Genomic DNA, 21,217 nt, shown 5'->3' with positions numbered 1-21,217 from the left:
TCGCCCTGATCCGGCTGGACCTGCGCTCCTCGGCGCATACAGAAGGGTGGGGGATGAAAGCGGGAACGGATACGGGGAGCCATGACGCGCTGCGCGCGTCACGGCGAGAACGTGGCCGTCAAGTTTGCACGTGGCAGCGGCGCACGTTGCCAAATGAAGTTCCCCTCCATCGCCCAGCGGGGCGAGGGAGGGGTTAGGGGTGGGAGTGGGGAGTTGCTCCTACTGTCCAGAGCGCACCACAGCCGCAGCGTGATGCTCGATGCTCGACAGAAAAAGCAAACCCTAAAACCCCACTTGCAAACCGACCTTGAGGCTACGCCCAGGCAAAGGCGCTTTCGGAAACGCCGTGCTGGTCAGCACCGAGCTTGCGCTGTAGGCCAGCTTGTCGGTGATGTTGTCCAGGCGCGCGTACCAGAGCAGTGTGGCGGCACCGGCCTTGACGCGGTATGACGTTGCTGCGTTCCACAGCGTGTAGGCCGCGGTTTCACCGACGGCCGGCACAGGCACCCGCTTTTGCGCGGCGTTGTGGTCAAAGCCAAGGCTGGCACCCCAGGGGCCGCTGGCCCATAGCAGTGAAGCGCCCACGCGCCATGGCGCAATGCGTGGCAGGGGCTGGCCATTGCTCAGGTTGGTGGCGCGCACCACATCGCCGCGCAGCGCCAGGTCCACGGTTGAGGCGCCTTCTTGCAGCCGGATGTTGCCGCTGGCCTCGATCCCGGTGAACCGCGCGCGCACTTGCCCATACCGGAATTCAGCCAAGGGTTTGAACTCGGCGCCAGAGGCAGTAAAGCCCGGATTGCCAGCGTCTTCCACCGGATTAACCTCGCCATCTTCCGCATTACGTGTGACGCCCGGCGTCTGATTCAGGGCAATGTAGTTTTTGAAACGGCTGGCATAGGTGTTGACCTTGAAGCTGTGGCCACCCGACTTCCACGCCGCGCCCACGTCGAGATTGCCCGACTGCTCCTTCGCCAGGTTGGCGTTGCCCACCTCGTAAGCCGCGGTGGCAATGTGCGGGCCGTCGGCAAACAGCTCATAGTCTTTCGGTGCGCGTTCGGTATAGGCGAGGTTGCTCGTCAGTTGCCAGCCCGGCGCGGCATTCCACAGCGCGCCCAGGGCATAACTACCGGGCGTGAAGTCCCGCGTTACCGGCGCGAAGCGCGCCACCAGCGGATTGCCGAAGGACTCGACCTTGACCGACTCCAGCCGCCCGCCCAGGCTCAGCTTGCCCCAGTTCGTACCGAGTTCCTCATAAGCGAAAACGGCCGACTGCGAGGTTTTGCTGTAAGGCGCAAACGCCTCGCTGCCGTCCGCAGAAAAGCGGTTCGACTCCGTCTGAAAACCCAACACGCCGTCGAGCTTGCCGACTTTCGCATGGCGCGCCTCGAAGCGGAAGTCGCTGCCCTTGTTCTTGAACACCGTGCCGGCGGTCGCACCTTCGAACTCGGTGTGGCCATAGTCCGTCTGGCTGTATTGGCCCTTGATGCTCTGGATGGGGCCGCCCAGGTTACGCACCTCGCCTTCAATGGCATACCGGTCCGACTTCATGCCGATGGTGACTTCGTCCTCGGCCACCGTGCCATAGGTGCTGCGGTAGTTGCTGGCCGACGCACCCAGGTAACCGTTGTCAAAAAACACCGAGCCACCAACGGCACCACCATGGACATCGCTGGCCGAATTGCAGATGCGGCGGGAGGTGGTGGTCACCCCGGCCTTGGTGCAGTTCAGGTCACGCGGTGCGCGCACGTCGCCGGTTTCGCGGTCGAAGGCGTCCACATGCAGGCTGTAGCGGTGGTTACCGCCTTCCAGCAGCACGCCCTTGCCGCGCTCGGAGTTGCCGCTGGCCGCGCTCAGGTCGGCCTTGCCGCTGATGCCGCCCTTCTCGTCAAACTGCGGCTCGCGCGGAATGCGGTTGTCAATCACGTTGACCACACCACCAACGGCGCTGCCGCCATGCAACAAAGCACCGGGGCCGCGCAGCACCTCGATGCGTTCGATGCTGATCGGGTCGGCCGTGACGGAATGGTCGTAGCTCAGGCTGGAAGCATCCAGCGTGCCGCCGCCGTTGCCCAGGATGCGAATGCGGTCGCCGTCCAGCCCGCGAATGATGGGCCGGCTGGCGTTGGGGCCAAAGTAGGTGCTGCTGACGCCGGGCGTGCCGTCCAGGGTTTCGCCCAGTGTGGTTTTGGAGCGTAGTAGCAGGCCGTCACCGGAATATTGTGTGGCCGGGGCAATCAGGTCGGTAGCCCCCAGCGGGTTGCCGGTGACGGTGATTTCTTTCAGGCTGGGTGCGGCAGTCTGCGCATGGGCGGCTGCGCCGGCCATGGCGAGCAGAGACAAGGCAGCCGTGCCAATGGCACTGCGGGGGAGTGGTTTTTTCATGGTGACTCGTTGAATCGAAAACAGCAAACGCCGAGCGGCGGCCGCCAGGCCGCACTCGACAACTTCTGAGGTTCAACGAGTCAGGGGTGGACCGCGCGCTTCAAACAGCGCGGCCCGGCGGGCAAGTACTTCGCCTTCTAAAAACTGGAAAACAAACGAAGACAGCGCCATCGGCAGTGCCAGCGAGGACACGGCCGGAAGCACATCACTGTGGCAAAGCTGGTCGAAGAGCCGGCAATCCAGATCATCGGCATGAACAGAGAAAAGATCAGCGAGCCAGCCGTGGCTACCTGCATGTTCGCTCACGCTTTGGTGCACATAGTCACCGGTTTCGACACTGTGAACTGGCGCCAGCTGCCGATCGCCCCCGGCGCCGTGAACCAGGCCGTGCATCTGGCCCAGCATGGGCGCGAGCAGGAGCACCAGGGCCAGATAGCCCCATGCCGCCCGCCACACCATGCGCCCGACAAGCATGTGTGTTTACTTCACCGTCACCGCATCGCTGATGCGGTAATAAAGGCCGTAGGGGTCGTCATGCAGCACCTGCAGGCGGCCCTCGACCACCACCACCTCCATGCTGTACTCAACAGGGTTTTTGGTCTTGACCTCGACCATGCTTTCCGGCCCGCCAGGCAGGCAGAACGAGCAGGTCAGCGGCACCGACGACAGCAGGAAGTGGCGTTGCTTCTTGCCCGGCTCCAGCGGCATCATGAAACCCTGAATGCGCTGGGTTTTGCCGTTCATGCCGAGCTGGCTGTCGCTGAACACCGGCAGGATGCGGTTCTTCTCATTCTTCGTTTTCACGTCGGTCAGCACCGACCAGGGCACCACGTCGCCGCGCGCGGCCAGCGGCGCAAATGGACTGTTGGCCCCATGCACGCCTGCGCCCTGCCCGGCCGGCAGCTCAAGACCGCCCGGTGCGGCCTTGCCCGTGCCGGCAGCGGGCTTGCTACCAGGTGGCACAGGCGAACTCAATTGCGCATGCGCGCCACCTGCGGCGAGCAGCAGGGTCAAGAGCAGCGGAGGAATCAGCTGGGGGGTGGAAGCAAAAGATCGCATGGGGTCTCCAGTTTCAAACCATTGAAGCATCAATGCGCGTGCTTCATTCCGCAGTATTTACCCACCGCCAGCCCTTTGCAAGAGGCCTGCAGCTCTTTCATGCAGACGTCTTCCTTCCTGCCCGACTCCAGGCACTTGGCCGCCGCCTCGTGCGCCGCCGCCATGGCGCGGTGGCGCTGCACGTCCTCCTTGGTTTCCTTGTCGCTGTGCTGCGCATGCGCTACTGAAAACATAGCCGTCAGCACAAGCGTGGCAAGGGCTGGAAGCACTTTTGACATCAAATTCTTCATATTTCACCTTGATTGAAGCAGTTCAGACACATTGACCCGGTAAGCCTCATACGCGGGCAGCAGCGCCGACAGCAGCGCCACGCCCACGGCCAGCGCCGGGACACTCCACAACTCGACCGGCCACGAGAGCCCGCCGATCAACACCGATTTGTCCAGTTGCAGAAACCAGGCCAGCGCCGCCATCAGTTCCTGGCCTGCCAGCACACCGATCAGCGTAGCCAGCAGCGCCAGCCACAGCGCCTCGCACAGCAGCAGAGCCGCCACCTTGCGCGGCGGTGCACCCAGCATGCGCAGCAAGGCAAGGTCGGCCCGGCGTTCACGCACGGCGCTCCACAGCGCAATGAACACGCTCAGCCCCGCCGTCAGCAGCAACACGCCCGCCAGGGCACGCATCACGTCTGTGCCCACGCCAATCATGTTGAGCAAACGCGTGATCTCCAGCGCCGGTGCTGCGGCCTGCATTTCAGTGCTGCTGTTCACAAAGCGCGGAAAAGTCACCGCCGCAAGCGGCGTGCGGTATTGAATCAGCGCCAGCGTCAACTCGCGCTCGGCTTCCAGCACCTTGAGGTCGTCGGCGTCCAGTGCGGTATCACCTTCGTGCACCTGCCAGACCGATTCGGTGGCGGTCAGCACCAGTCGGTCCAGCACCGAGCCGCCGGCGGTCAGCACGCCGCTCACCACATAAGGCGTCTGGCCATGGCTGTCACCACCGCCACCCAGGCCGTGGTTGCCGGCAAAGCTGTCCCCGACTTTCAGCCCGCTTTGCGCCGCCACTTGCGCGCCCAGCACCGCCTGCATGGGCGCTTTCCAGACGCCGCCCTGCGCGAAACTGGCCTGGTAGTGCGTGAGGTAGTCGGGCGTGGTACCCACGATGCGAAAGCCGCGAAAGCTGTCGCCCAGGCTGATAGGAATCAGCTTGGCCACTTGCGGATGTTTTTCAAGCTCTTTAACCGCAGCCAGCGGAATGTTGCTGGTCGGCGCGTCGATGTGGAACACGCCCGAGAGAATCAGCTGCATCGGGCTGCCTTTGGCACCCACCACCACGTCAATGCCGGCCAGGTCGCGTTCAAAGGCCTGGTCGATCTGGTGGCTGGCCAGCAGCACAAAGCTCAGCGACCCCAGACCCAGGCTGAGCAGCAATACATTGAGCCCGGCCGACAGCGGCCGCGACCACAGGAAGCGCCAGGCAATAGCTACTGTTTTCATAGCAAACTTCGCCCGATGGATAAGGTCTGGAAGCCAATTTGATTGTCAAGATTGGCCGCCACGCGCGCATCATGCGTGGCAATCACCAGTGTGGCGCCCTGATGCAAGGCCGTGGTTTGCAGCAGCTCGACGGCCTGCCGCGCTGCATCGTCGTCCAGGCTGGCCGTGGGTTCGTCCGCCAGGATCACCTTGGGCTGCAGCAGTACGGCCCGGGCCAGCGCCACACGTTGCGCCTGTCCGCCCGAAAGCTGCGCCGGCTTGCGCGCGGACAGCTCCTGCACGCCAAGTGCCGCCAGCGCTTCGCGGATGCGCGCATCGTTCTGCGGCTGCCCGGCCGCCCACTGCGCGATGGCCAGATTGGCGTGCACTGTCAGCGCGGCGCTCAAATGAAGTTTCTGCGGCAAAAAGCCAATCGTCCGCGCGCGCCAGGCATCCCCCGCCACCTTGCTGAGCGCCTTCAACGACTGCCCGGCGACGGTGATGTCGCCCGCACCAGGGCTCAGCAAGCCGGCCGCCAGGGCCAGCCAGGTCGATTTGCCGGAACCCGACACGCCGCGCAGCAGCAACACGCCGCCCTGCGCCACGTCGATATCGTCAAAGCGAAGCGAAGGCCCGCCCGGGTACTGATAGGTCAGTTGCCGCGTGCTGATCATGCCGCCAGCCCTTCCTGGCAACCCAACACTGCGACTGCGCTCATAGCCTGTCCTCGCTGATGGCTTTTGCCATCAGGCGCTTCACGCCCCATCGATGGAATGGCACGATAAAAAACAGATACACCTTTCCGTACCGGTTGTTCACCGTGCAGATGGTCGAGATGACAACGCTATCAACATGCTCCCTCGCCTCCTTCAACACGGAAAGCCGGAAATCCAGATGCTTGTTATTCCTGCCGGCGACGAGTTCAGTTTCGCTCAAGGCAAAAATGGGCCAGGGTCCGATCTTGTCGCCCACGGCGTAGCTGCTTTTGATCACGGGATTCAATATGTCGGACGCCGGTGGCACATCCAGCCCACCAAAGGTCGCAAGCTGGTTCCGGACAATCAGCACCATCTTCATCCATAAAGGCTGGTGCCCGAAGATACTGAAAAAGATGTCGACCACACTGGCATCGGCATGATGGACGGGCGCACGGTAGGCGTCCCGAAAGTAAGCAGATTCGACAACGCGGCGGTCCAGCGTACTGCTTGAAGGGACTTCGCATTCGACAATAGACATGGGAGTCTTAACGAGGTTGCAAAAAAATGTCGAGGTGGTTCAAACTGACCATTTCCGGAGGTACATGACCCCTTCCGACATCTGCGATCGATCGTTGTAGGCCATTCTATGAGATCGATTTTCCATATTTTCGTGGTCTATTTTGAGTAGTTAGGTTCTTTCACAACCTCAACGAGGCTGTAAAAAGAATGGTGGCGAGTGCCTTTACTGGCACCCAACAAGCCCGCCGCCAGGGCCAGCCACGTGGATTTGCCCGAGCCCGAAGGCCCGTGCAACAACAAGGCACGGCAATGTCGTCGAAGTGGAGCACGACGCCGCCGCGTATTGATAGGCCAGTTGCCGCGAACTGATCATGCGGCAGTGCCCCGCTTGTGGTGGCTGCCGTTACTGCCCGTCGCGCAGTCGGCGCACACGCCGCGCACCGCAAAATCCAGACTCATGCCTTGATAACCCAGCGCCTTGAGAGCGTCGATCGCAGATTGGGCCGCCCGTTCCAGATCACCGGCGCTGGATTGCAGCGCACCCTCCAGCGGACTGTCGCGGTGGCAGCTCTGGCATTCAAAGTGCGGCATCGCATGTACGCTGCTTGGCATCGCCTGGTAGCGCCGCACGCGGCTGGCGTCCACCCGGCACAGCAGCAAGCCAACCTGCGTGAGCCGGTCGATCAGGCGGTAGAGCGTGACGCGGTCCAGGCCCGCGCCGTCGCCCGCATCGCCCTCGCCCGCCAGTGCCACCTGCAACTGCGCATGGGTGTAACTGGTGTCCGGGTGCGCCAACAACCAACCCAGCACCCTTCGAGCCGCGTTCGTACGCCGCAGACCGTACGCGGACAGCAGCGCATCAATGGGGCCGGAGGCGGAGTCGTTGTGGGGAAGGACGAATGACATGAGTCTGGGTTCTGCATTTACCGGCAGCCCGTCACTCTAACGCAATTTGGTTGCATTATTATCAGAGTCGGAAATTGATCTTCCGCCACACGGTCGTTTGGAACGCCATGAATCCGGCAGTTTCAGGGCTGGAAAGGCGCGGCAAATGCCATTTCCAGAATCTGCGGCTCCCCGATGGTCCTGGCACCAAGGTCAGCAGCATCATTGCGGGCACGCAATGCCGTTTCGCCGCTGGCATCCAGTGCCTCACGTGAGGCCCAGAGCGAAACGCCCACAAACCGGCCCTGCGCCCGATCAACATAGGCTTGGTAGCCGATGAAGCCCGTGTGCGCCGAAAAAGCGGGCACCACACGGTCGCGGAACAAGGCGACAACTTCCTCCAAACCCTCAGGCGAAACTTCAAAAGTTCCGATACGCGCTTGCATGCTTGTTGTCCTTTTCATCAGAAGTGTCCGGCGCCTGCCGCCTAAGCGGTGGCATGACCTGAAAGCCTTATGCCCAACGGCGCACCCGTGTTTTATAAGCCGCATAGTCCTCGCCGAACAGCGATGACAGCATGCGTTCTTCCGGATTAATCTGGAAACGGTTGATGTACACCACATACAGAAACAGAAAGACCAAGGCCGGCGGGCTGGCCAGAAAAGCCGCCCAGCCCAACAGCGTGAGCAGCAGTCCCAGATACATGGGATTGCGCGTGAACCGAAAAATGCCACTGGTCACCAGCGCCGATGAGTTAGCTGGTTTGAGTGGATTGAGAGTCGTTTTGGCCCGCCGGAAAGAAACGATGCCGGAGATGCTGATGCCTTGCCCGATGACCAGCAAGGCCAGCGCCGCGCCCAGCCGATAGTCCCGCGGTATCGGGATGAACCCAAACAGGATGGACGTCAGCCACATGAGCAGCGCAATCACCAGTGCTACCGCGGGTGGGGGGATCTTGAGTTCGAGTGTGGTCATGGAGGTTGGGGTGCAAGGTCAGTGGTGAAACTCAGCATCTGCAGCCTGCGCGGCCGGTAAAGGCTCGCTATCTGGATTCGCCGCACGAGACGCATCGAAGATCCTTTGCCGGAGGAAAGGTCGCCCGACAGATATGCAGCATGTTAGATGGCACCGCGCGCCGCCAGGAGAACTCGCCTCACAAATACCTTCTTTGCGTCAGTGTAAGCACGACGATCGTCCGGAAAGCGACGCGCCAAATCTCTCTTCAACGCACAATAGGCGAAAACTTCCGGTGGATTTTCACGTAGATAGTCTCGGAATAGTAGATGGTCCGCCCAGAAGGTCGAATCCTGGACCGTCAGCGACAGATGATGCGTGCGAGCAATGCGCGGGCCACGCGCCAGAAAAACGCGCTCTGGCCAAGAATCGTCCGGGCGGTACTCATAGCCGTTCGATTCAAAAAGAGGGATCAGCGCGGTTGCGGCAGGCATATCCAAAACGCATGCCATGAGATCGACTATGGGCTTGGAGTCCATGCGGGAAATGGCAGTGCTTCCAACATGCTCGATGCGTTCCAGCGCGGGGCCGGCCAGAAAGCGCAGGCGTGCAGCTTCGGCTTCGAACAGCTCCGGCCATACCGATTGATATGGGACGAGCCGGACCTTGCCTCGTTCAAGGCCTAACGCCGCATCACCCGTGGGTTGTCCCATGTCGTCTGTGTGCCGTCTAACGACGGTTGCAAAAAAAAACTGCACGCTCACGCAAAACCGCCATTTTCGGGGGTTCCTTTACCCGTGCCGATGCCGTGATCGTCCAATAGAGAGCGATCTGAGAGGTGGATTTTTCATGTGCATGCGGTCAATCCCTGGGTCGAAATTTTTTACAGCCTCACCGTAGAAGTGAGCGGCCTGTGCGGCCTTTTGCGCAGATCCGCTCGACTGCCAGGTTGGGGGTCATAGGCCCACCTTTACGTGACGCAGCAAATCAGTGACACCCATGATGTCAAAGCGCTCTGGGTAGATCACTCGAAACAACGATAGAGCGCAAACGCCAACTTGCGCCGTAGTCTTAAGCGCAGCCCTTAGTGCGACGGAGTCTTGGTCAAGGTAGTTGCTTTTGAACTCAATGTGGTCGGCGCTCTTGTTGATTTGCAGAGTCTGCATAAGGGCCAGCTCATTTGGGTGCGCGCCTGAGTCTATGGTTTCTTCGTAAAGAATTTTCGCCACAGTACCTTCCGTTGCATCCATCGCAGCAGCAAGATTTAGCATTGTTCCGATTTTGAATTCATCTTTAACTTTCCGCTTCGCCGCCGCATCATCTTGGCGGCGCAGCCATGTCTCGCGCGACCCTGGATTCTTGGCTAGATAAAGCCCATAGAGCGCATTTTCCAAACAGGAACGAAGTAGGGCATAGCTCTCAGGGATTTGAGCGCTCCAACAAAGGCGGCACGCGGCCAGAAAATTCGAATGCGCCCGAAGCAAGAAGAAGCCGGCAAACCAGTCTTGCGAATGATTGACGCCGTCGATTGCTTTCCGGTACCCACGATCGATATCGGTGAGACGTGCGACTTCCCCGGTTCGATTTGCGAACGTCGCAAATTCATTGGCACGTGCCGCATCGAAAAACTTCGATATCTCGTTTCCTTCCCAGTTCGGTGGTGGCGGCGGAAGTGGCATTGTCATGAGCCCCGTAATGTAGACCACAAGCACTGCGGTATAACTTGGTGGCTGCGGTATAACCTGGGCAGGTTTATCACCGCCAATTCCTTATCAGTTAAAGAGTTTCTGCACATTGCAGCTTCCGGTCAGGTCGATAAAATAGACAGCAAACACCGCAGATCATAGGCGCGAACGCAGCGCTTTCCATCCTGCAAATGCAGGAGTGTGCGGACTAAGCAACGCCCAACCGCCGAGTCAAGGCGCCGCACAAACAAATCATCATGACCCAACCCACCCAGTCTGAAACGCCCGGCGTTTCCCAGCCCCGCCCCACGCACCTGCATACCCACACCTTCCACGGCCTGGCCCCCGGCCCGAAGCTGCTGGTGCTTGGCGCGGTTCACGGCAACGAGGTCTGCGGTGCCAAGGCCATCACGCAACTTCTGCAAGACATCAACAGCGGGCAACTCAACATCGAACGCGGCACCGTCACCTTTGTGCCCGTCACCAACCCGTTGGCCTACCAGTTAAAGCAACGCACCGGTGACCGCAACCTGAACCGCAACATGGCGCCGAGTGCGATTCCGCAGGAATTTGAAGACCGCATTGCCAATGTGCTGTGCCCGCTGCTGGATGCGCACGAGGTGCTGCTGGACTTGCACTCTTTCCACACCGGCGGCAGGCCGTTCGTGATGATTGGCCCGCAGAACAACAGCGGCATGCTTGAGCCGTTCAACAAAGCTTCCGAAGAAATGCAGCTGGCCCTGTGCACCGGCGCGCCGCGCATTGTGGAAGGCTGGCTAGACACTTATGCGCGTGGTGTACAGCGGCGTGCGGCGGCGCCTGTGCCCGCCGGCTCGGCGCGTGCGCAGACGCTGGTGACCGACCCGAACTACGGCGTGGGCACCACCGAATACATGCGCTCACGCGGCGGCTACGGCGTGACGCTGGAATGCGGCCAGCACGACGACCCGCAAGCAGTGCAGGTGGCACGGCATGCAATTTTGCAGACGCTGGCTTTGCTGGGCATGGTGTCGCTGCCGCTGGAAACCTCGCTTGCAGAGCGCGAGATCCTGCGGCTGGTAGACGTGACGGACCGTGAGCACGCAGACGACAGCTTCAGCCGCGAGTGGCGCAGCTTCGACGCAGTCAAGGCCGGTGAGGTGATTGGCACACGCTACAGCGGCGCCGAAGCGAAAGCACCTCATGACGGTTTTGTGGTGTTCCCCAACCCTCGCGCCGAGCCCGGGCAGGAGTGGTTTTACATGGCGCAACGGCGGTCATAGGGGCCATGAACCCCGGATCGAATCCGGGGATGACAGGCCAGAAAAAACCAGAGGAGCCCGCTCAAGCCTTCGCGTATTCCGAAAACGTCTTGCGAAATTTCGCGACCTTGGGCCCGGCCACCGCCATGCAATAACCCTGATTCGGGTTCTTCTCAAAGAAGTCCTGGTGGTATTCCTCAGCGGGCGAGTAGTTGGATACCGGCAGCACTTCGGTGACCACCGGCTTGCCGAACAGCTTGTCGCGGTTCAGGGCGTTGACCATGTCTTCGGCCACCCGCTTTTGTTCCGGCGTTGAGTAATAGATACCGCTGCGGTACTGCGTGCCGCTGTCGTTGCCCTGGCGGTTCAGTGTGGTGGGGTCGTGAACAACGAAGAAGATTTCCAGAATCGCCCGCAGGCTGATCTGCGCCGGGTCGTACACCAGCTTGACGACCTCGTTGTGCCCCGTGGCGCCAGTGCACACCTGCTCATAGGTCGGGTTGTTGACGTGGCCGTTGCTGTAGCCCGACTCCACATCGGTGATACCGCGCACCTGCACAAACACGGCTTCGGTGCACCAGAAGCAGCCGCCGCCCAGCGTGATGGTTTCCAGCCCCGCGCCCGTAAACTTGCCTTGTTCCATGAGTCGTCCTTTTTATCCAGCGGTCAAACGCAGATCATCCGGGAAAAATGCCTTGAAGCCAGCCCAGCGCCCAGAAAACCCTTTTGCCGGGCCAGGCCCGGCCAGCCGGGGCTGGTTCTCCTGTTTATGGGTCAAATCGGCCTTTGGCCCTTTATCCACGGGCGCAAGTGGCTCCTTATTTCATAGCAAAACAGGAAACCCATGACAGAGCTGGGCCAACTCAAACCGATTCTCGCTGCGCTGGTGCTGCCGCCCGCGGCACCGCTGCTGCTCACCCTGCTGGGCCTGCTGCTGGCCACCCGCAAAAAGGCGTGGGGCCTGCTGCTGGCCGTGGCCGGCGTGGCCTTGCTCTGGCTGGTGAGCTGCCATGCCGTGGCGGTGTGGCTGGCGCAGAACACCCTGCCCCAGTACGCGCCGGCTTCGGTAGCCAGCCTGAAAAGCGGCGGCGTGCAGGCCATTGTGGTGCTGGGCGGCGGCGTGCACCCGGTGGCGCCTGAGTACGGCGAAGCACAATCGTCGCCGGCAGCGGCCATGCGCCTGCGCTACGGCGCCTGGCTGGCCCGGCAAACCGGCCTGCCGGTCGCGTTTGCCGGCGGCATGGGCTGGGGCGCCACCGACGCGCAAACCCTTTCCGAAGGCGAGGTGGCCCGCCGGATGGCGCAGCAGGACTACAGCCTGCGCCTGCGCTGGATTGACGACCAGTCGCGCGACACCGCGGAAAATGCCAGCCTGCTGCGGCCGCTGTTGCAAAAAGACGGCATCCAGCGGATTGCGCTGGTCACGCACGCCTGGCACATGCCGCGTTCGGTGCTGGCCTTTGAGCGGGCCGGCTTCCAGGTGACCGCTGCGCCCATGAGTTTCATCCTGCCCAGCCGCAACGGGCTGCTGGAGTGGCTGCCCTCGTCCGACGGGCTGGACGCCTCGCGGGTTGTGCTCAAGGAGTGGCTGGCGTTACGCGTCTCCCGCCATTGATCTGCAGCAAGCTTTACTTGACTTAACGTGTACAGACTGGCAATAAAGTGGGCGGCCGCTTGACGGACAGGTAGCCAAGCACTACATTACTAACCAGTCAGTCAGTAACTCATGTCCCTCACGAAATTCATCTCCGCACAAACAGGCTCGCTCTCGGCTAAACGCGAGCGCCGCAAAGAGGCGCGCCCCGGTGAGCTGCTGGACGCCGCGCTGGACCTGTTTGTTGAAAAGGGTTTTGCCGGCACGCGCGCCGAAGAAGTGGCCGCCCGCGCTGGCGTTTCCAAGGGCACGCTGTTCCTGTACTTCCAGAGCAAGGAAGAGCTGTTCAAGGCCGTGGTGCGTGAAAACATCTCGGGCCGCTTCAAGGAATGGAACGACGAGTTCGAACGTTTTGAAGGCACGGCCTCCGAGATGCTGGCCTATTGCATGACGGTGTGGTGGGAGCGCGTGGGCGCCACCCGCGTGTCAGGCATCACCAAACTGATGATGAGCGAAGCCGGCAATTTTCCGGAAATCACCGCCTTCTACCGACAGGAAGTCATCCTGCCCGGCCAGGCACTGTTTCGCCGCATCATGCAGCGCGGCATAGACCGCGGGGAATTCCGGCCCATGGACCTGGACTACGCCATCTATAGCGTGATTGCGCCCATGATCTTCCTGATTCTGGCCAAACACTCCGCCGGTACCTGTGCCGACGCCAGCCTGCCCGACAATGCCGGCAAGTACATCGCCACCCAGGTGGACACCATTCTTCACGGCTTGTGCGTCACGCCCCCCTCCCCCAAGGCCTCAAAATGAAACGCTGGATCAAATGGGTCATTGCCCTCGTCCTTCTGCTTGTGCTGGCCACGGCCGTGCTGGGCGCCCTCTCGGCGCGCAAAAACCAGCAGCAGGCCCTGGCCGCGGCGAGCGCCGCCAAAGCGCAAACCATTGCCGAGCTGGCCGCTACCGACGTGGTGCAGGCTAAAACCATGGACCTCAGCCAGGGCCTGCCGGTGTCGGGCTCGCTCAAGGCCGTGAACTCCGCGTTCCTCAAGACACGCGTGGCTGGCGAACTGCAGGGCCTGACGGTGCGTGAAGGCGACGCCGTCAAGGCCGGCCAGGTGCTGGCCCGCATTGACGCCAGCGAATACCAATCGCGCGTGCGGCAGGCGCAGGAACAGGCCGACTCGGCCAAGGCGCAAATCGACATCGTGCAGCGCCAGTACGACAACAACCAGGCGCTGGTGAACCAGGGCTTTATTTCCAAAACCGCGCTGGACACCTCGCTGGCCAACCTCAACGCCGCCAAAGCCAACCACAAGGCCGCGCTGGCTGCCGCCGAGGTGGCCAAAAAGTCGCTGGACGACACCGTGCTACGCGCGCCACTGTCGGGCCTGGTGGCCCAGCGGCTGGTGCAGCCGGGTGAACGTGTCGGCGTGGACGTGCGGGTGCTGGAAATTGTGGACCTCAGCCGCCTGGAACTGGAAACCAGCCTCAGCGCCGCCGATGCCCTGGCGGTGCGCCCCGGCCAGAGCGCCAGGCTGCAGATCGAAGGCAGCACGCAGACCATCACCGCAACGGTGGCCCGCATCAACCCCAGCGCACAGGGCGGCAGCCGCAGCGTGCTGGCTTACCTGAGCATTGACAACACGCCCGCAGCCAGCGGCTTGCGGCAAGGCCTGTTTGCGCAGGGCACGCTGGGCACAACGCATATTTCCGCACTGGCCGTACCGCTGAGCGCGGTACGCACCGACAAGCCCGCGCCCTATGTGCAGGTGGTGGAAAACAAGCAGGTGGCCCACAAGCCGGTAGAAATGGGCGTGCGCGGAAGCAGCGCCACGGGTGACGGCACCATGGTGGCCGTCAAGGGGCTGGCAGAAAACTCGGTGGTCATTGCCGGCGCGGCGGGCGCGCTGCGCGAAGGCACAGCGGTGAAATTCACGCAGGCTCCGGCTTGGGTTCAAACACCTGCCGCACCAGCCGCCCCTTCCGCCAAGACTGCACCTTAAATTGCCATGTGGTTCACCCAGGTCAGCCTGAAAAATCCGGTCTTTGCGACCATGGTCATGCTGGCCATCGTTGTGCTGGGCATGTTCTCCTACCAGCGCCTGCAGGTAGACCAGTTTCCCAACATTGACTTCCCGGTGGTGGTGGTCACTACCGAATACCCCGGCGCCTCGCCCGAAATTGTCGAGAGCGAAGTCACCAAGAAAATCGAGGAAGGCGTCAACTCGATCGCCGGCATCAACGCCCTGACCTCGCGCAGCTACGAAGGCCAGTCGGTCGTCATCATCGAGTTCCAGTTGCAGATCGACGGGCGCAAGGCGGCCGAAGACGTACGCGAAAAGATCGCCTCGCTGCGACCACTGCTGCGCGATGAAGTCAAGGAACCACGCGTGTTGCGCTTTGACCCGGCCAACCGCGCCATCTGGTCAGTCGCTGTCTTACCGGCCCCAGCCCCCGCCAGCGGTACGACCCCGGCCGTCCCCACAGCTGTCGAGCTGACCAACTGGGCCGACCAGGTGCTGAAAAAGCGCCTGGAAAACGTGCGCGGCGTGGGCTCGGTCAACCTGGTGGGCGGCAGCAAGCGCGAGATCAATATCTACCTGAACCCGCAGGCCATGGAGGCGCTGGGCATCACGGCCGACCAGGTGGCTAGCGCGGTGCGCAACGAAAACCAGGACTTGCCGGTAGGCGCCATCCGTTCGCTCGCCCAGGAGCGCGTCGTGAAAATCGATGCACGCGTAAAGCGGCCGGAAGACTTCGGCAAGATCATCGTGGCGCGCAAGGCCGGCTCCGGCGGCGGCTCGGCGGTCACGGTCGGCCAGGTGGCCACCATCCGCGACGGCTCGCAGGAAATCGACAGCCTGGCGCTGTACAACGGCCAGCGCACACTGCTGCTGACGGTGCAGAAGGCCCAGGGCGAAAACACCATTGCGGTGGTGGACGGACTGAACAAGGCCGTCAAGGAACTGCAAGCCCAGCTTCCGGCCGGCACGCGGCTGGAGCCGATTGGCGACGGCTCACGCCCGATTCGCGTGGCGGTTGAAAACGTACGCCGCACACTGATCGAAGGCGCGCTGCTAACCATCCTGATCGTTTTCCTGTTCCTGAACTCATGGCGCTCCACGGTGATCACCGGCCTGACCCTGCCGATCTCCATCATCGGCACATTTTTGTTCATGAACATGTTCGGCTTCACCATCAACATGATCACCCTGATGGCGCTGAGCCTGTGCGTGGGCCTGCTGATTGACGATGCCATTGTGGTGCGCGAGAACATCGTGCGCCACGTGCAAATGGGCAAGCTGCCCTACCAGGCGGCCATGGACGGCACGCAGGAGATCGGCCTGGCCGTGCTGGCCACCACGTTCTCCATCGTGGCGGTGTTCCTGCCCATCGGTTTCATGGGCGGCATCATCGGCAAGTTCTTCCATGAGTTTGGCATCACCATTGTGGCGGCGGTGCTGATCTCCATGTTTGTCAGCTTCACGCTGGACCCGATGCTCTCGAGCATCTGGCACGACCCGAGCATCCATTCGCACGGCCAGCACGGCAAACCCGTCACCTTCTACGACAAAACCATAGGCCGCGTCACGGGCTGGTTCGAGCGTGCCACCGATTCACTGGCCGAAACCTACCAGCGCATCCTGCGCTGGTCGCTGCTGCACAAGCTGGCCACCCTGGGCCTGGCCCTGGGCATTTTTGTGACCAGCATTTTCATGGTGCCGCTGCTGGGCACCGAGTTCGTCCCCAAGGCCGACTTCTCGGAGACCTCGCTCAATTTCTACACGCCGGTCGGCTCTTCGCTGGAAGCCACCGAGGCCAAGACCCGGCAGGTCGAAGCCATCCTGCGCGAGTTTCCGGAAGTCAACTACACGCTGTCCACCATCAACACTGGCAATGCGCAGGGCAAGATGTACGCAAGCATCTACATCCGCCTGGTGGACCGCAAGGCCAGAACCCGAAACGCGGACGAAATGTCGGGCGTGCTGCGCGAGCGCTTGAAACAGGTGCCCGGCATCACCGTCACTCACGCCGGCCTGCTCGACGCCGTGGGCGGCAACAAGCAGGTGGAGTTTTCGCTGCAGGGCGCCGACCTGAAAGAGCTGGAGAGCCTGACGCGCCTGGTGATGGAAAAAATCAGCGGCATCCCCGGCCTGGTGGACCTGGACTCCAGCCTCAAGGCCGACAAGCCGACCATCGAGGTGGATGTGAAGCGCGACGCGGCGTCCGACCTCGGCCTGACGGTGTCGCAGATCGCGGCCTCGCTGCGCACGCTGGTGGCCGGGCAAACCGTCGGCAACTGGCGCGCACCCGACGACCAGACCTACGACGTGAACGTGCGCCTCGCCCCCGATTCGCGCAATGCACCGCAGGATCTGGAGCGCCTGCCCTTCATCAGCACGGTGATCGGCAGCAATGCCGACGGCTCGGCGCGCACGGTGCGGCTGAGCCAGGTGGCCACGGTGAAGGAAACCACCGGCCCGAACCAGATCAACCGGCGCGACCTGACGCGTGAAGTCGCCATCAACGCCAACGTGTACAACCGCTCGGCCGGCGAAGTGTCCACCGACATCCGCGCTGCGCTGGACAGCATCAGCTTTCCGCCCGGCTACCGCTACCAGTTCGCCGGCTCGACCAAAAACATGGCCGAGTCCTTTGGCTACGCGGTCTCGGCGCTAGTCATGGCGATCTTGTTCATCTACATGATCCTGGCCAGCCAGTTCAAAAGTTTCCTGCAACCGCTGGCCTTGATGACTTCGCTGCCGCTCACGCTGATTGGCGTGGTGCTGGCGCTGCTGCTGTTCCGCTCGACGCTGTCGATGTTTTCCATCATCGGCGTGGTGATGCTGATGGGCCTGGTCACCAAAAACGCGATTTTGCTGGTGGACTTTGCCATCCGCATGAGGGAAGAAGGCATGGAGCGTAGCGAAGCCCTGCTGATGGCGGCCCGCGTGCGGCTGCGCCCCATCCTGATGACCACGCTGGCCATGATCTTCGGCATGGTGCCGCTGGCTTTTGCGCTGACCGAGGGCTCGGAGCAGCGCGCGCCCATGGGCCAAGCCGTCATCGGCGGTGTCATCACTTCTTCGCTGCTGACCCTGGTGGTGGTGCCGGTGACCTATTGCTACCTTGACGACCTCGCACAGTGGCTCAAGCGCCGCTTTACCGGCGGGCACACCCCGCCGGTGCCGGCACTGGCACCGGTGACCCCCCGTTAAAATCAGAGGTTTACCCCGCTACACCCTCCCGAATTATTTACAGGCCCCACCATGAACTACGAACAAGCCCGCTTCAACATGATTGAACAGCAGATCCGCCCCTGGGAAGTGCTGGACAGCCAGGTCCTTTCTCTGCTCGCCGTGGTCAAGCGTGAAGACTTTGTGCCGCCCGCCATGCGGGCCCTGGCTTTTGCCGACATGGAAATTCCGGTTGGCGCCACACCTGGCCAATGCATGCTGGCGCCCAAAGTCGAAGCACGCATGCTGCAGGACCTGGCCGTGCAGAAGCATGAAAAGGTGCTCGAGATCGGTGCCGGCTCCGGCTACATGGCGGCCTTGCTGGCGCACCGCGCCCAGCAGGTCATCAGCATGGAGATCGATGCCGACCTGGCCCAGCTGGCGCGCAACAACCTGAAAAAAGCCGGCGTGTACAACGCCGAAGTGCGCACCGGCGACGGCTCCGCCAAGCTTGGGCAGGCTGTCTCCGGCAGCGACCTGCTCAGCGGGCCATTTGATGTGATTGTGCTCAGCGGTTCAGTGGCCGACGTGCCTCCCGCGCTACTGGCAATGCTCAAGCCCGGCGGCCGCCTCTGCGCCATCGTCGGCTTTGAACCCATGATGCGCGCCACCTTGGTCACCCGCGTGGGTGAGGCTGCCTTCCGCACTACCCAGGCTTGGGACACCGTGGCACCGCGCCTGCTCAATTTCCCCGAGCCTTCGAAATTCAACTTTTAACCTGTCACAAGCAACCCTGATGATTGACCAGCTTTCTCCTGCCGACTTCAACGCCTGGCGCGACAGCCTGCCGGCCGGTGCGCCCACGCCCCTGGTGCTGGACGTGCGCGAACCGTGGGAGATACAGACGGCATCGGTCAAGGAAGACGGCTTCACGCTGGTGCACATTCCGATGCGGGATGTCCCTGCCCGGCTGGAAGAGCTGAAAGAGGAATTGCCGGCCGACCAGCCGGTGGCCTGCCTGTGCCACCACGGCGCACGCAGCATGCAGGTGGCCAACTACCTGGCGCAAAACGGTTTCACGCAGGTGGTGAACCTGCACGGCGGCATCAACGCGTGGTCAGAGCAGCGCGACGCCTCCGTGCCGCGCTACTGATCTTCCCATCTGCACTTTGCCATCTTCTCCATCTTCCTCTTTACCGATTTCATCTTCATCAGGACTCCCATGAAACCGTTCTTGAAAAAACCGGCCTTGTTGCCCTTGTCTCTTGCGTTGAGTGCCGTGCTGGCGGCCTTTGCGCCTGCTGCGCAGGCGCAAAACCTGGTGGAGCTGTACCGCTCGGCACGCGACTACGATGCGGCCTACCAGTCCGCCCGCTCGCTGTACGAAGCGAACCTGGCCAAGGCCGACCAGGCCAAGGCGGGCATCTTGCCATCGGCCGGGCTGTCAATGGGCACCTCGCGCACCAATTTTGAAAACAACAACCCGGTGATGGACCGCAGCTTCCCCACGCAAACTGCGTCAGTGAACGCCTCGCAGCCGCTGTACCGGCCCGGCAACTGGGCCACGTACGAGCAGGGCAAACAGCAGGTCGAGCTGTCCCGCGCCCAACTTGAAGCGGCCCAGCAAGACCTGATCGTGCGCACCAGCCAGGCCTACTTCGACGTGCTGGCCGCGCAGGACACGCTGGCTTTTGTGAGGGCGCAAAAAGCCGCCGTCGGCGAGCAGCTGGCTTCGGCCAAACGCAATTTTGAAGTGGGTACCTCCACCATCACCGACTCGCGCGAAGCGCAGGCCCGGTACGACCTGGTGATTGCCCAGGAGCTTGCCGCCGAGAACGATCTGCGCGTGAAAAAAATCGCGCTGGACCAATTGGTGGGAAGAGCCGATGCCCAGCCCAAAGGCCTGCTGGTGCCTCTTGACCTGCCGCCGCTGGTGCCCGCCGACGTGAACACCTGGGTCCAGCAGTCAGAAGACCTGCACCCGAGCGTGCGCCAGGCCCGCGCCAACCTGGAAGTCGCCAAGCTCGAGATCGACAAGGCCGAAGCCGGCCACAAACCCACGCTGGACCTGACCGCCAGCTACGGCACCCAGCGCAACCCCCAGGGCAGCGCCACCACCGGCCCCGTCAACTTCCGCACCAACAGCACCACGGTCGGCCTGTCGCTGAACCTGCCGCTGTTTGCCGGCTTTGCTACACAAAACCGCATCCGCGAAACCCTGTCGCTCGAAGACAAGGCACGCACCGACCTCGAAGGCGCCAAACGCGGCGTCGCGCTGAGCACCCGCACCGCCTACTTCGGCGTGTTGTCGGGCCAGGGGCAGGTCAAGGCCCTCGAAGCCGCCGAGGCGTCCAGCCAGAGCGCGCTGGATGCCAACAAGCTCGGTTACCAGGTCGGCGTGCGCATCAACATCGACGTGCTGAACGCCCAAAGCCAGCTGTTCCAGACCAAGCGCGACCTCGCGCAGGCACGCTACAACGTGCTGATCGGCGGGCTGAAGCTGCGACAAGCCAATGGCACGCTGACGCCGGAAGATTTGTTGTTGATTAATTCGCTGCTGGTGAATTGAAGTGTAGGCAAGGTGGCACGTGAATACGGTCCGTGAAGCTGGCTAGAAACGGTACTCACGTTTGCGCTTCGACGCTTTTCCTTCAGACTCGTCGTTAGCCCGGCAATTGAGCTTTCAAGGACTTTGTAATTTTCCCTAAGGAAAAGTGTGGCCTTTCAACGCCTCACCAGCCTTTGAAATTACACCATCCCAATCGCCACTTTGAGATTGCCGAAATAGTCTGGCCGACCGGTACCAGGGGCTGTCGCTTCTGTCGAGTAGCCATCGCCAATCGGGGTTGAAAGGCAGCAAGACCCACACAGGTTTGCCCATGGCGCCTGCCAGATGGACCACGCTGGTGTCTACGCTCACTACCACATCAAGCACTTCGCACAGCGCAGCCGTGTCGGTGAAATCCTTGATCGCAGGGCCGAGGTTCAGGATTTCGGGATGCATCTTCAAGGTTTCCTGGTCAGCGTCGCGAACTTCCTTTTGCAGGCTGATGTACTCCAACTCTGGTGGCAAATGCTTCCACAGTTCCGACAGGAGACAACTTCGGCTGCGGTCGTTCTTGTGCGCCGCGCTTCCGCTCCAGACGATGCCCACGCGAGGTTTTGTTTTTTTGCCCAGGCGACTGGACCATTCGGCTATCTTGGCTGCGGAGGCTGAGAGGTAGCCGCTGGCCGCGGGCATGTTATCAAGGCGAGTTTTGAATGCCAGCGGCAAGCTGAGCAATGGGCAGTGGTAGTCGAATGGGGGCAGTGCGTTACCCCGGGCCACCAGCTGTCCCACGCTGTCCAAGGAAGCCAGCACAAGCATAAGCGGTTCCTGAACCTCCAGAATCACGCGTGCACCCAGGTCGCTGACCAGCTTGGCGTAGCGGCAAAATTGAATTGTGTCGCCCAAGCCCTGTTCGCTATGCAACAGGATGGTCTTTGTTGATTTCCACTGAATCTTGACCCCGGTTTTTCATCTAATTTTGACCCCACCC

At 61.9% G+C, this 21,217-nt stretch carries 22 protein-coding genes; 8 read left to right on the top strand and 14 right to left on the bottom strand.

Features of this window, described 5'->3' with window-relative positions:
• Positions 1–282 precede the first annotated feature (282 nt).
• The 12 genes from ABI660_RS17700 to ABI660_RS17645 all read right to left on the bottom strand — a co-directional run bounded on the left by ABI660_RS17700 (position 283) and on the right by ABI660_RS17645 (position 9,657).
• Entirely contained in the window at positions 283–2,382 is a 2,100-nt protein-coding gene (locus tag ABI660_RS17700; protein ID WP_348070528.1) for a TonB-dependent receptor, read from the bottom strand.
• Positions 2,383–2,454: 72 nt separating this feature from the next.
• On the bottom strand, positions 2,455–2,856 hold the full coding sequence (locus tag ABI660_RS17695; RefSeq protein WP_348070526.1) for a hypothetical protein: 402 nt from the start codon (positions 2,854–2,856) through the stop codon (positions 2,455–2,457).
• A 6-nt stretch (positions 2,857–2,862) separates the two neighbouring features.
• Positions 2,863–3,441, bottom strand: coding sequence for a DUF3299 domain-containing protein (locus ABI660_RS17690; protein ID WP_348070524.1), 579 nt, complete (start codon positions 3,439–3,441; stop codon positions 2,863–2,865).
• 29 nt (positions 3,442–3,470) lie between these two features.
• Positions 3,471–3,719 (bottom strand): hypothetical protein, encoded by a 249-nt coding sequence (locus ABI660_RS17685; RefSeq protein ID WP_348070522.1) that lies wholly within the window; start codon positions 3,717–3,719, stop codon positions 3,471–3,473.
• A 15-nt stretch (positions 3,720–3,734) separates the two neighbouring features.
• A complete protein-coding gene (locus ABI660_RS17680; RefSeq protein ID WP_348070520.1) occupies positions 3,735–4,937 on the bottom strand; it encodes an FtsX-like permease family protein in 1,203 nt (400 codons plus the stop codon).
• On the bottom strand, positions 4,934–5,590 hold the full coding sequence (locus tag ABI660_RS17675) for an ATP-binding cassette domain-containing protein (protein ID WP_348070518.1): 657 nt from the start codon (positions 5,588–5,590) through the stop codon (positions 4,934–4,936). Before ABI660_RS17675 ends, ABI660_RS17680 begins: the two co-directional genes overlap by 4 nt.
• 40 nt (positions 5,591–5,630) lie before the next feature.
• A complete protein-coding gene (locus ABI660_RS17670) occupies positions 5,631–6,152 on the bottom strand; it encodes a DUF2867 domain-containing protein (RefSeq protein WP_348070516.1) in 522 nt (173 codons plus the stop codon).
• Positions 6,153–6,502: 350 nt separating this feature from the next.
• Entirely contained in the window at positions 6,503–7,039 is a 537-nt protein-coding gene (locus ABI660_RS17665) for a Fur family transcriptional regulator (protein ID WP_348070514.1), read from the bottom strand.
• A 122-nt stretch (positions 7,040–7,161) separates the two neighbouring features.
• On the bottom strand, positions 7,162–7,464 hold the full coding sequence (locus tag ABI660_RS17660) for an antibiotic biosynthesis monooxygenase family protein (protein WP_348070512.1): 303 nt from the start codon (positions 7,462–7,464) through the stop codon (positions 7,162–7,164).
• A gap of 67 nt (positions 7,465–7,531) precedes the next feature.
• Positions 7,532–7,993, bottom strand: coding sequence for an isoprenylcysteine carboxylmethyltransferase family protein (locus ABI660_RS17655; RefSeq protein WP_348070510.1), 462 nt, complete (start codon positions 7,991–7,993; stop codon positions 7,532–7,534).
• A 143-nt stretch (positions 7,994–8,136) separates the two neighbouring features.
• Positions 8,137–8,685, bottom strand: coding sequence for a GrpB family protein (locus ABI660_RS17650; RefSeq protein WP_348070508.1), 549 nt, complete (start codon positions 8,683–8,685; stop codon positions 8,137–8,139).
• A 243-nt stretch (positions 8,686–8,928) separates the two neighbouring features.
• Positions 8,929–9,657, bottom strand: coding sequence for a hypothetical protein (locus ABI660_RS17645; protein WP_348070506.1), 729 nt, complete (start codon positions 9,655–9,657; stop codon positions 8,929–8,931).
• 257 nt (positions 9,658–9,914) lie between these two features.
• Between ABI660_RS17645 and ABI660_RS17640 the strand changes: the two genes are divergently transcribed.
• Entirely contained in the window at positions 9,915–10,919 is a 1,005-nt protein-coding gene (locus ABI660_RS17640; protein ID WP_348070504.1) for a succinylglutamate desuccinylase/aspartoacylase family protein, read from the top strand.
• 61 nt (positions 10,920–10,980) lie between these two features.
• On the opposite strand, the gene msrA is transcribed toward ABI660_RS17640, so the two are convergent.
• Positions 10,981–11,541, bottom strand: a complete 561-nt coding sequence (gene msrA, locus ABI660_RS17635) for a peptide-methionine (S)-S-oxide reductase MsrA (protein WP_348070502.1) — start codon at positions 11,539–11,541, stop codon at positions 10,981–10,983.
• 201 nt (positions 11,542–11,742) lie between these two features.
• Here msrA and ABI660_RS17630 point away from each other — a divergent pair, with 201 nt between their 5' ends.
• The 7 genes from ABI660_RS17630 to ABI660_RS17600 all read left to right on the top strand — a co-directional run bounded on the left by ABI660_RS17630 (position 11,743) and on the right by ABI660_RS17600 (position 20,247).
• A complete protein-coding gene (locus tag ABI660_RS17630) occupies positions 11,743–12,513 on the top strand; it encodes a YdcF family protein (protein WP_348070500.1) in 771 nt (256 codons plus the stop codon).
• Positions 12,514–12,624: 111 nt separating this feature from the next.
• A complete protein-coding gene (locus ABI660_RS17625) occupies positions 12,625–13,311 on the top strand; it encodes a TetR/AcrR family transcriptional regulator (protein WP_348070498.1) in 687 nt (228 codons plus the stop codon).
• Entirely contained in the window at positions 13,308–14,504 is a 1,197-nt protein-coding gene (locus ABI660_RS17620) for an efflux RND transporter periplasmic adaptor subunit (protein WP_348070496.1), read from the top strand. Before ABI660_RS17625 ends, ABI660_RS17620 begins: the two co-directional genes overlap by 4 nt.
• A gap of 6 nt (positions 14,505–14,510) precedes the next feature.
• The gene (locus ABI660_RS17615) at positions 14,511–17,720 is read left to right on the top strand and encodes an efflux RND transporter permease subunit (protein ID WP_348070494.1); all 3,210 of its coding nucleotides are present in this window, start codon (positions 14,511–14,513) and stop codon (positions 17,718–17,720) included.
• A 51-nt stretch (positions 17,721–17,771) separates the two neighbouring features.
• A complete protein-coding gene (locus ABI660_RS17610) occupies positions 17,772–18,455 on the top strand; it encodes a protein-L-isoaspartate O-methyltransferase (protein ID WP_348070492.1) in 684 nt (227 codons plus the stop codon).
• Positions 18,456–18,474: 19 nt separating this feature from the next.
• Positions 18,475–18,831, top strand: a complete 357-nt coding sequence (locus ABI660_RS17605; RefSeq protein ID WP_348070490.1) for a rhodanese-like domain-containing protein — start codon at positions 18,475–18,477, stop codon at positions 18,829–18,831.
• A gap of 69 nt (positions 18,832–18,900) precedes the next feature.
• A complete protein-coding gene (locus tag ABI660_RS17600) occupies positions 18,901–20,247 on the top strand; it encodes a TolC family outer membrane protein (protein WP_348070488.1) in 1,347 nt (448 codons plus the stop codon).
• A 135-nt stretch (positions 20,248–20,382) separates the two neighbouring features.
• Here ABI660_RS17600 and ABI660_RS17595 read toward each other — a convergent pair whose 3' ends face one another.
• Positions 20,383–21,045 carry a hypothetical protein gene (locus tag ABI660_RS17595; RefSeq protein WP_348070486.1) on the bottom strand — a complete coding sequence of 221 codons (663 nt, stop codon included), beginning with the start codon at positions 21,043–21,045 and terminating at the stop codon, positions 20,383–20,385.
• Positions 21,046–21,217 lie beyond the last annotated feature (172 nt).

It is taken from the genome of Polaromonas sp. (assembly GCF_039930745.1).
In the GTDB taxonomy this organism is placed as follows: domain Bacteria; phylum Pseudomonadota; class Gammaproteobacteria; order Burkholderiales; family Burkholderiaceae_C; genus Polaromonas.
This window is presented reverse-complemented; position numbering and strand designations above follow the sequence as displayed.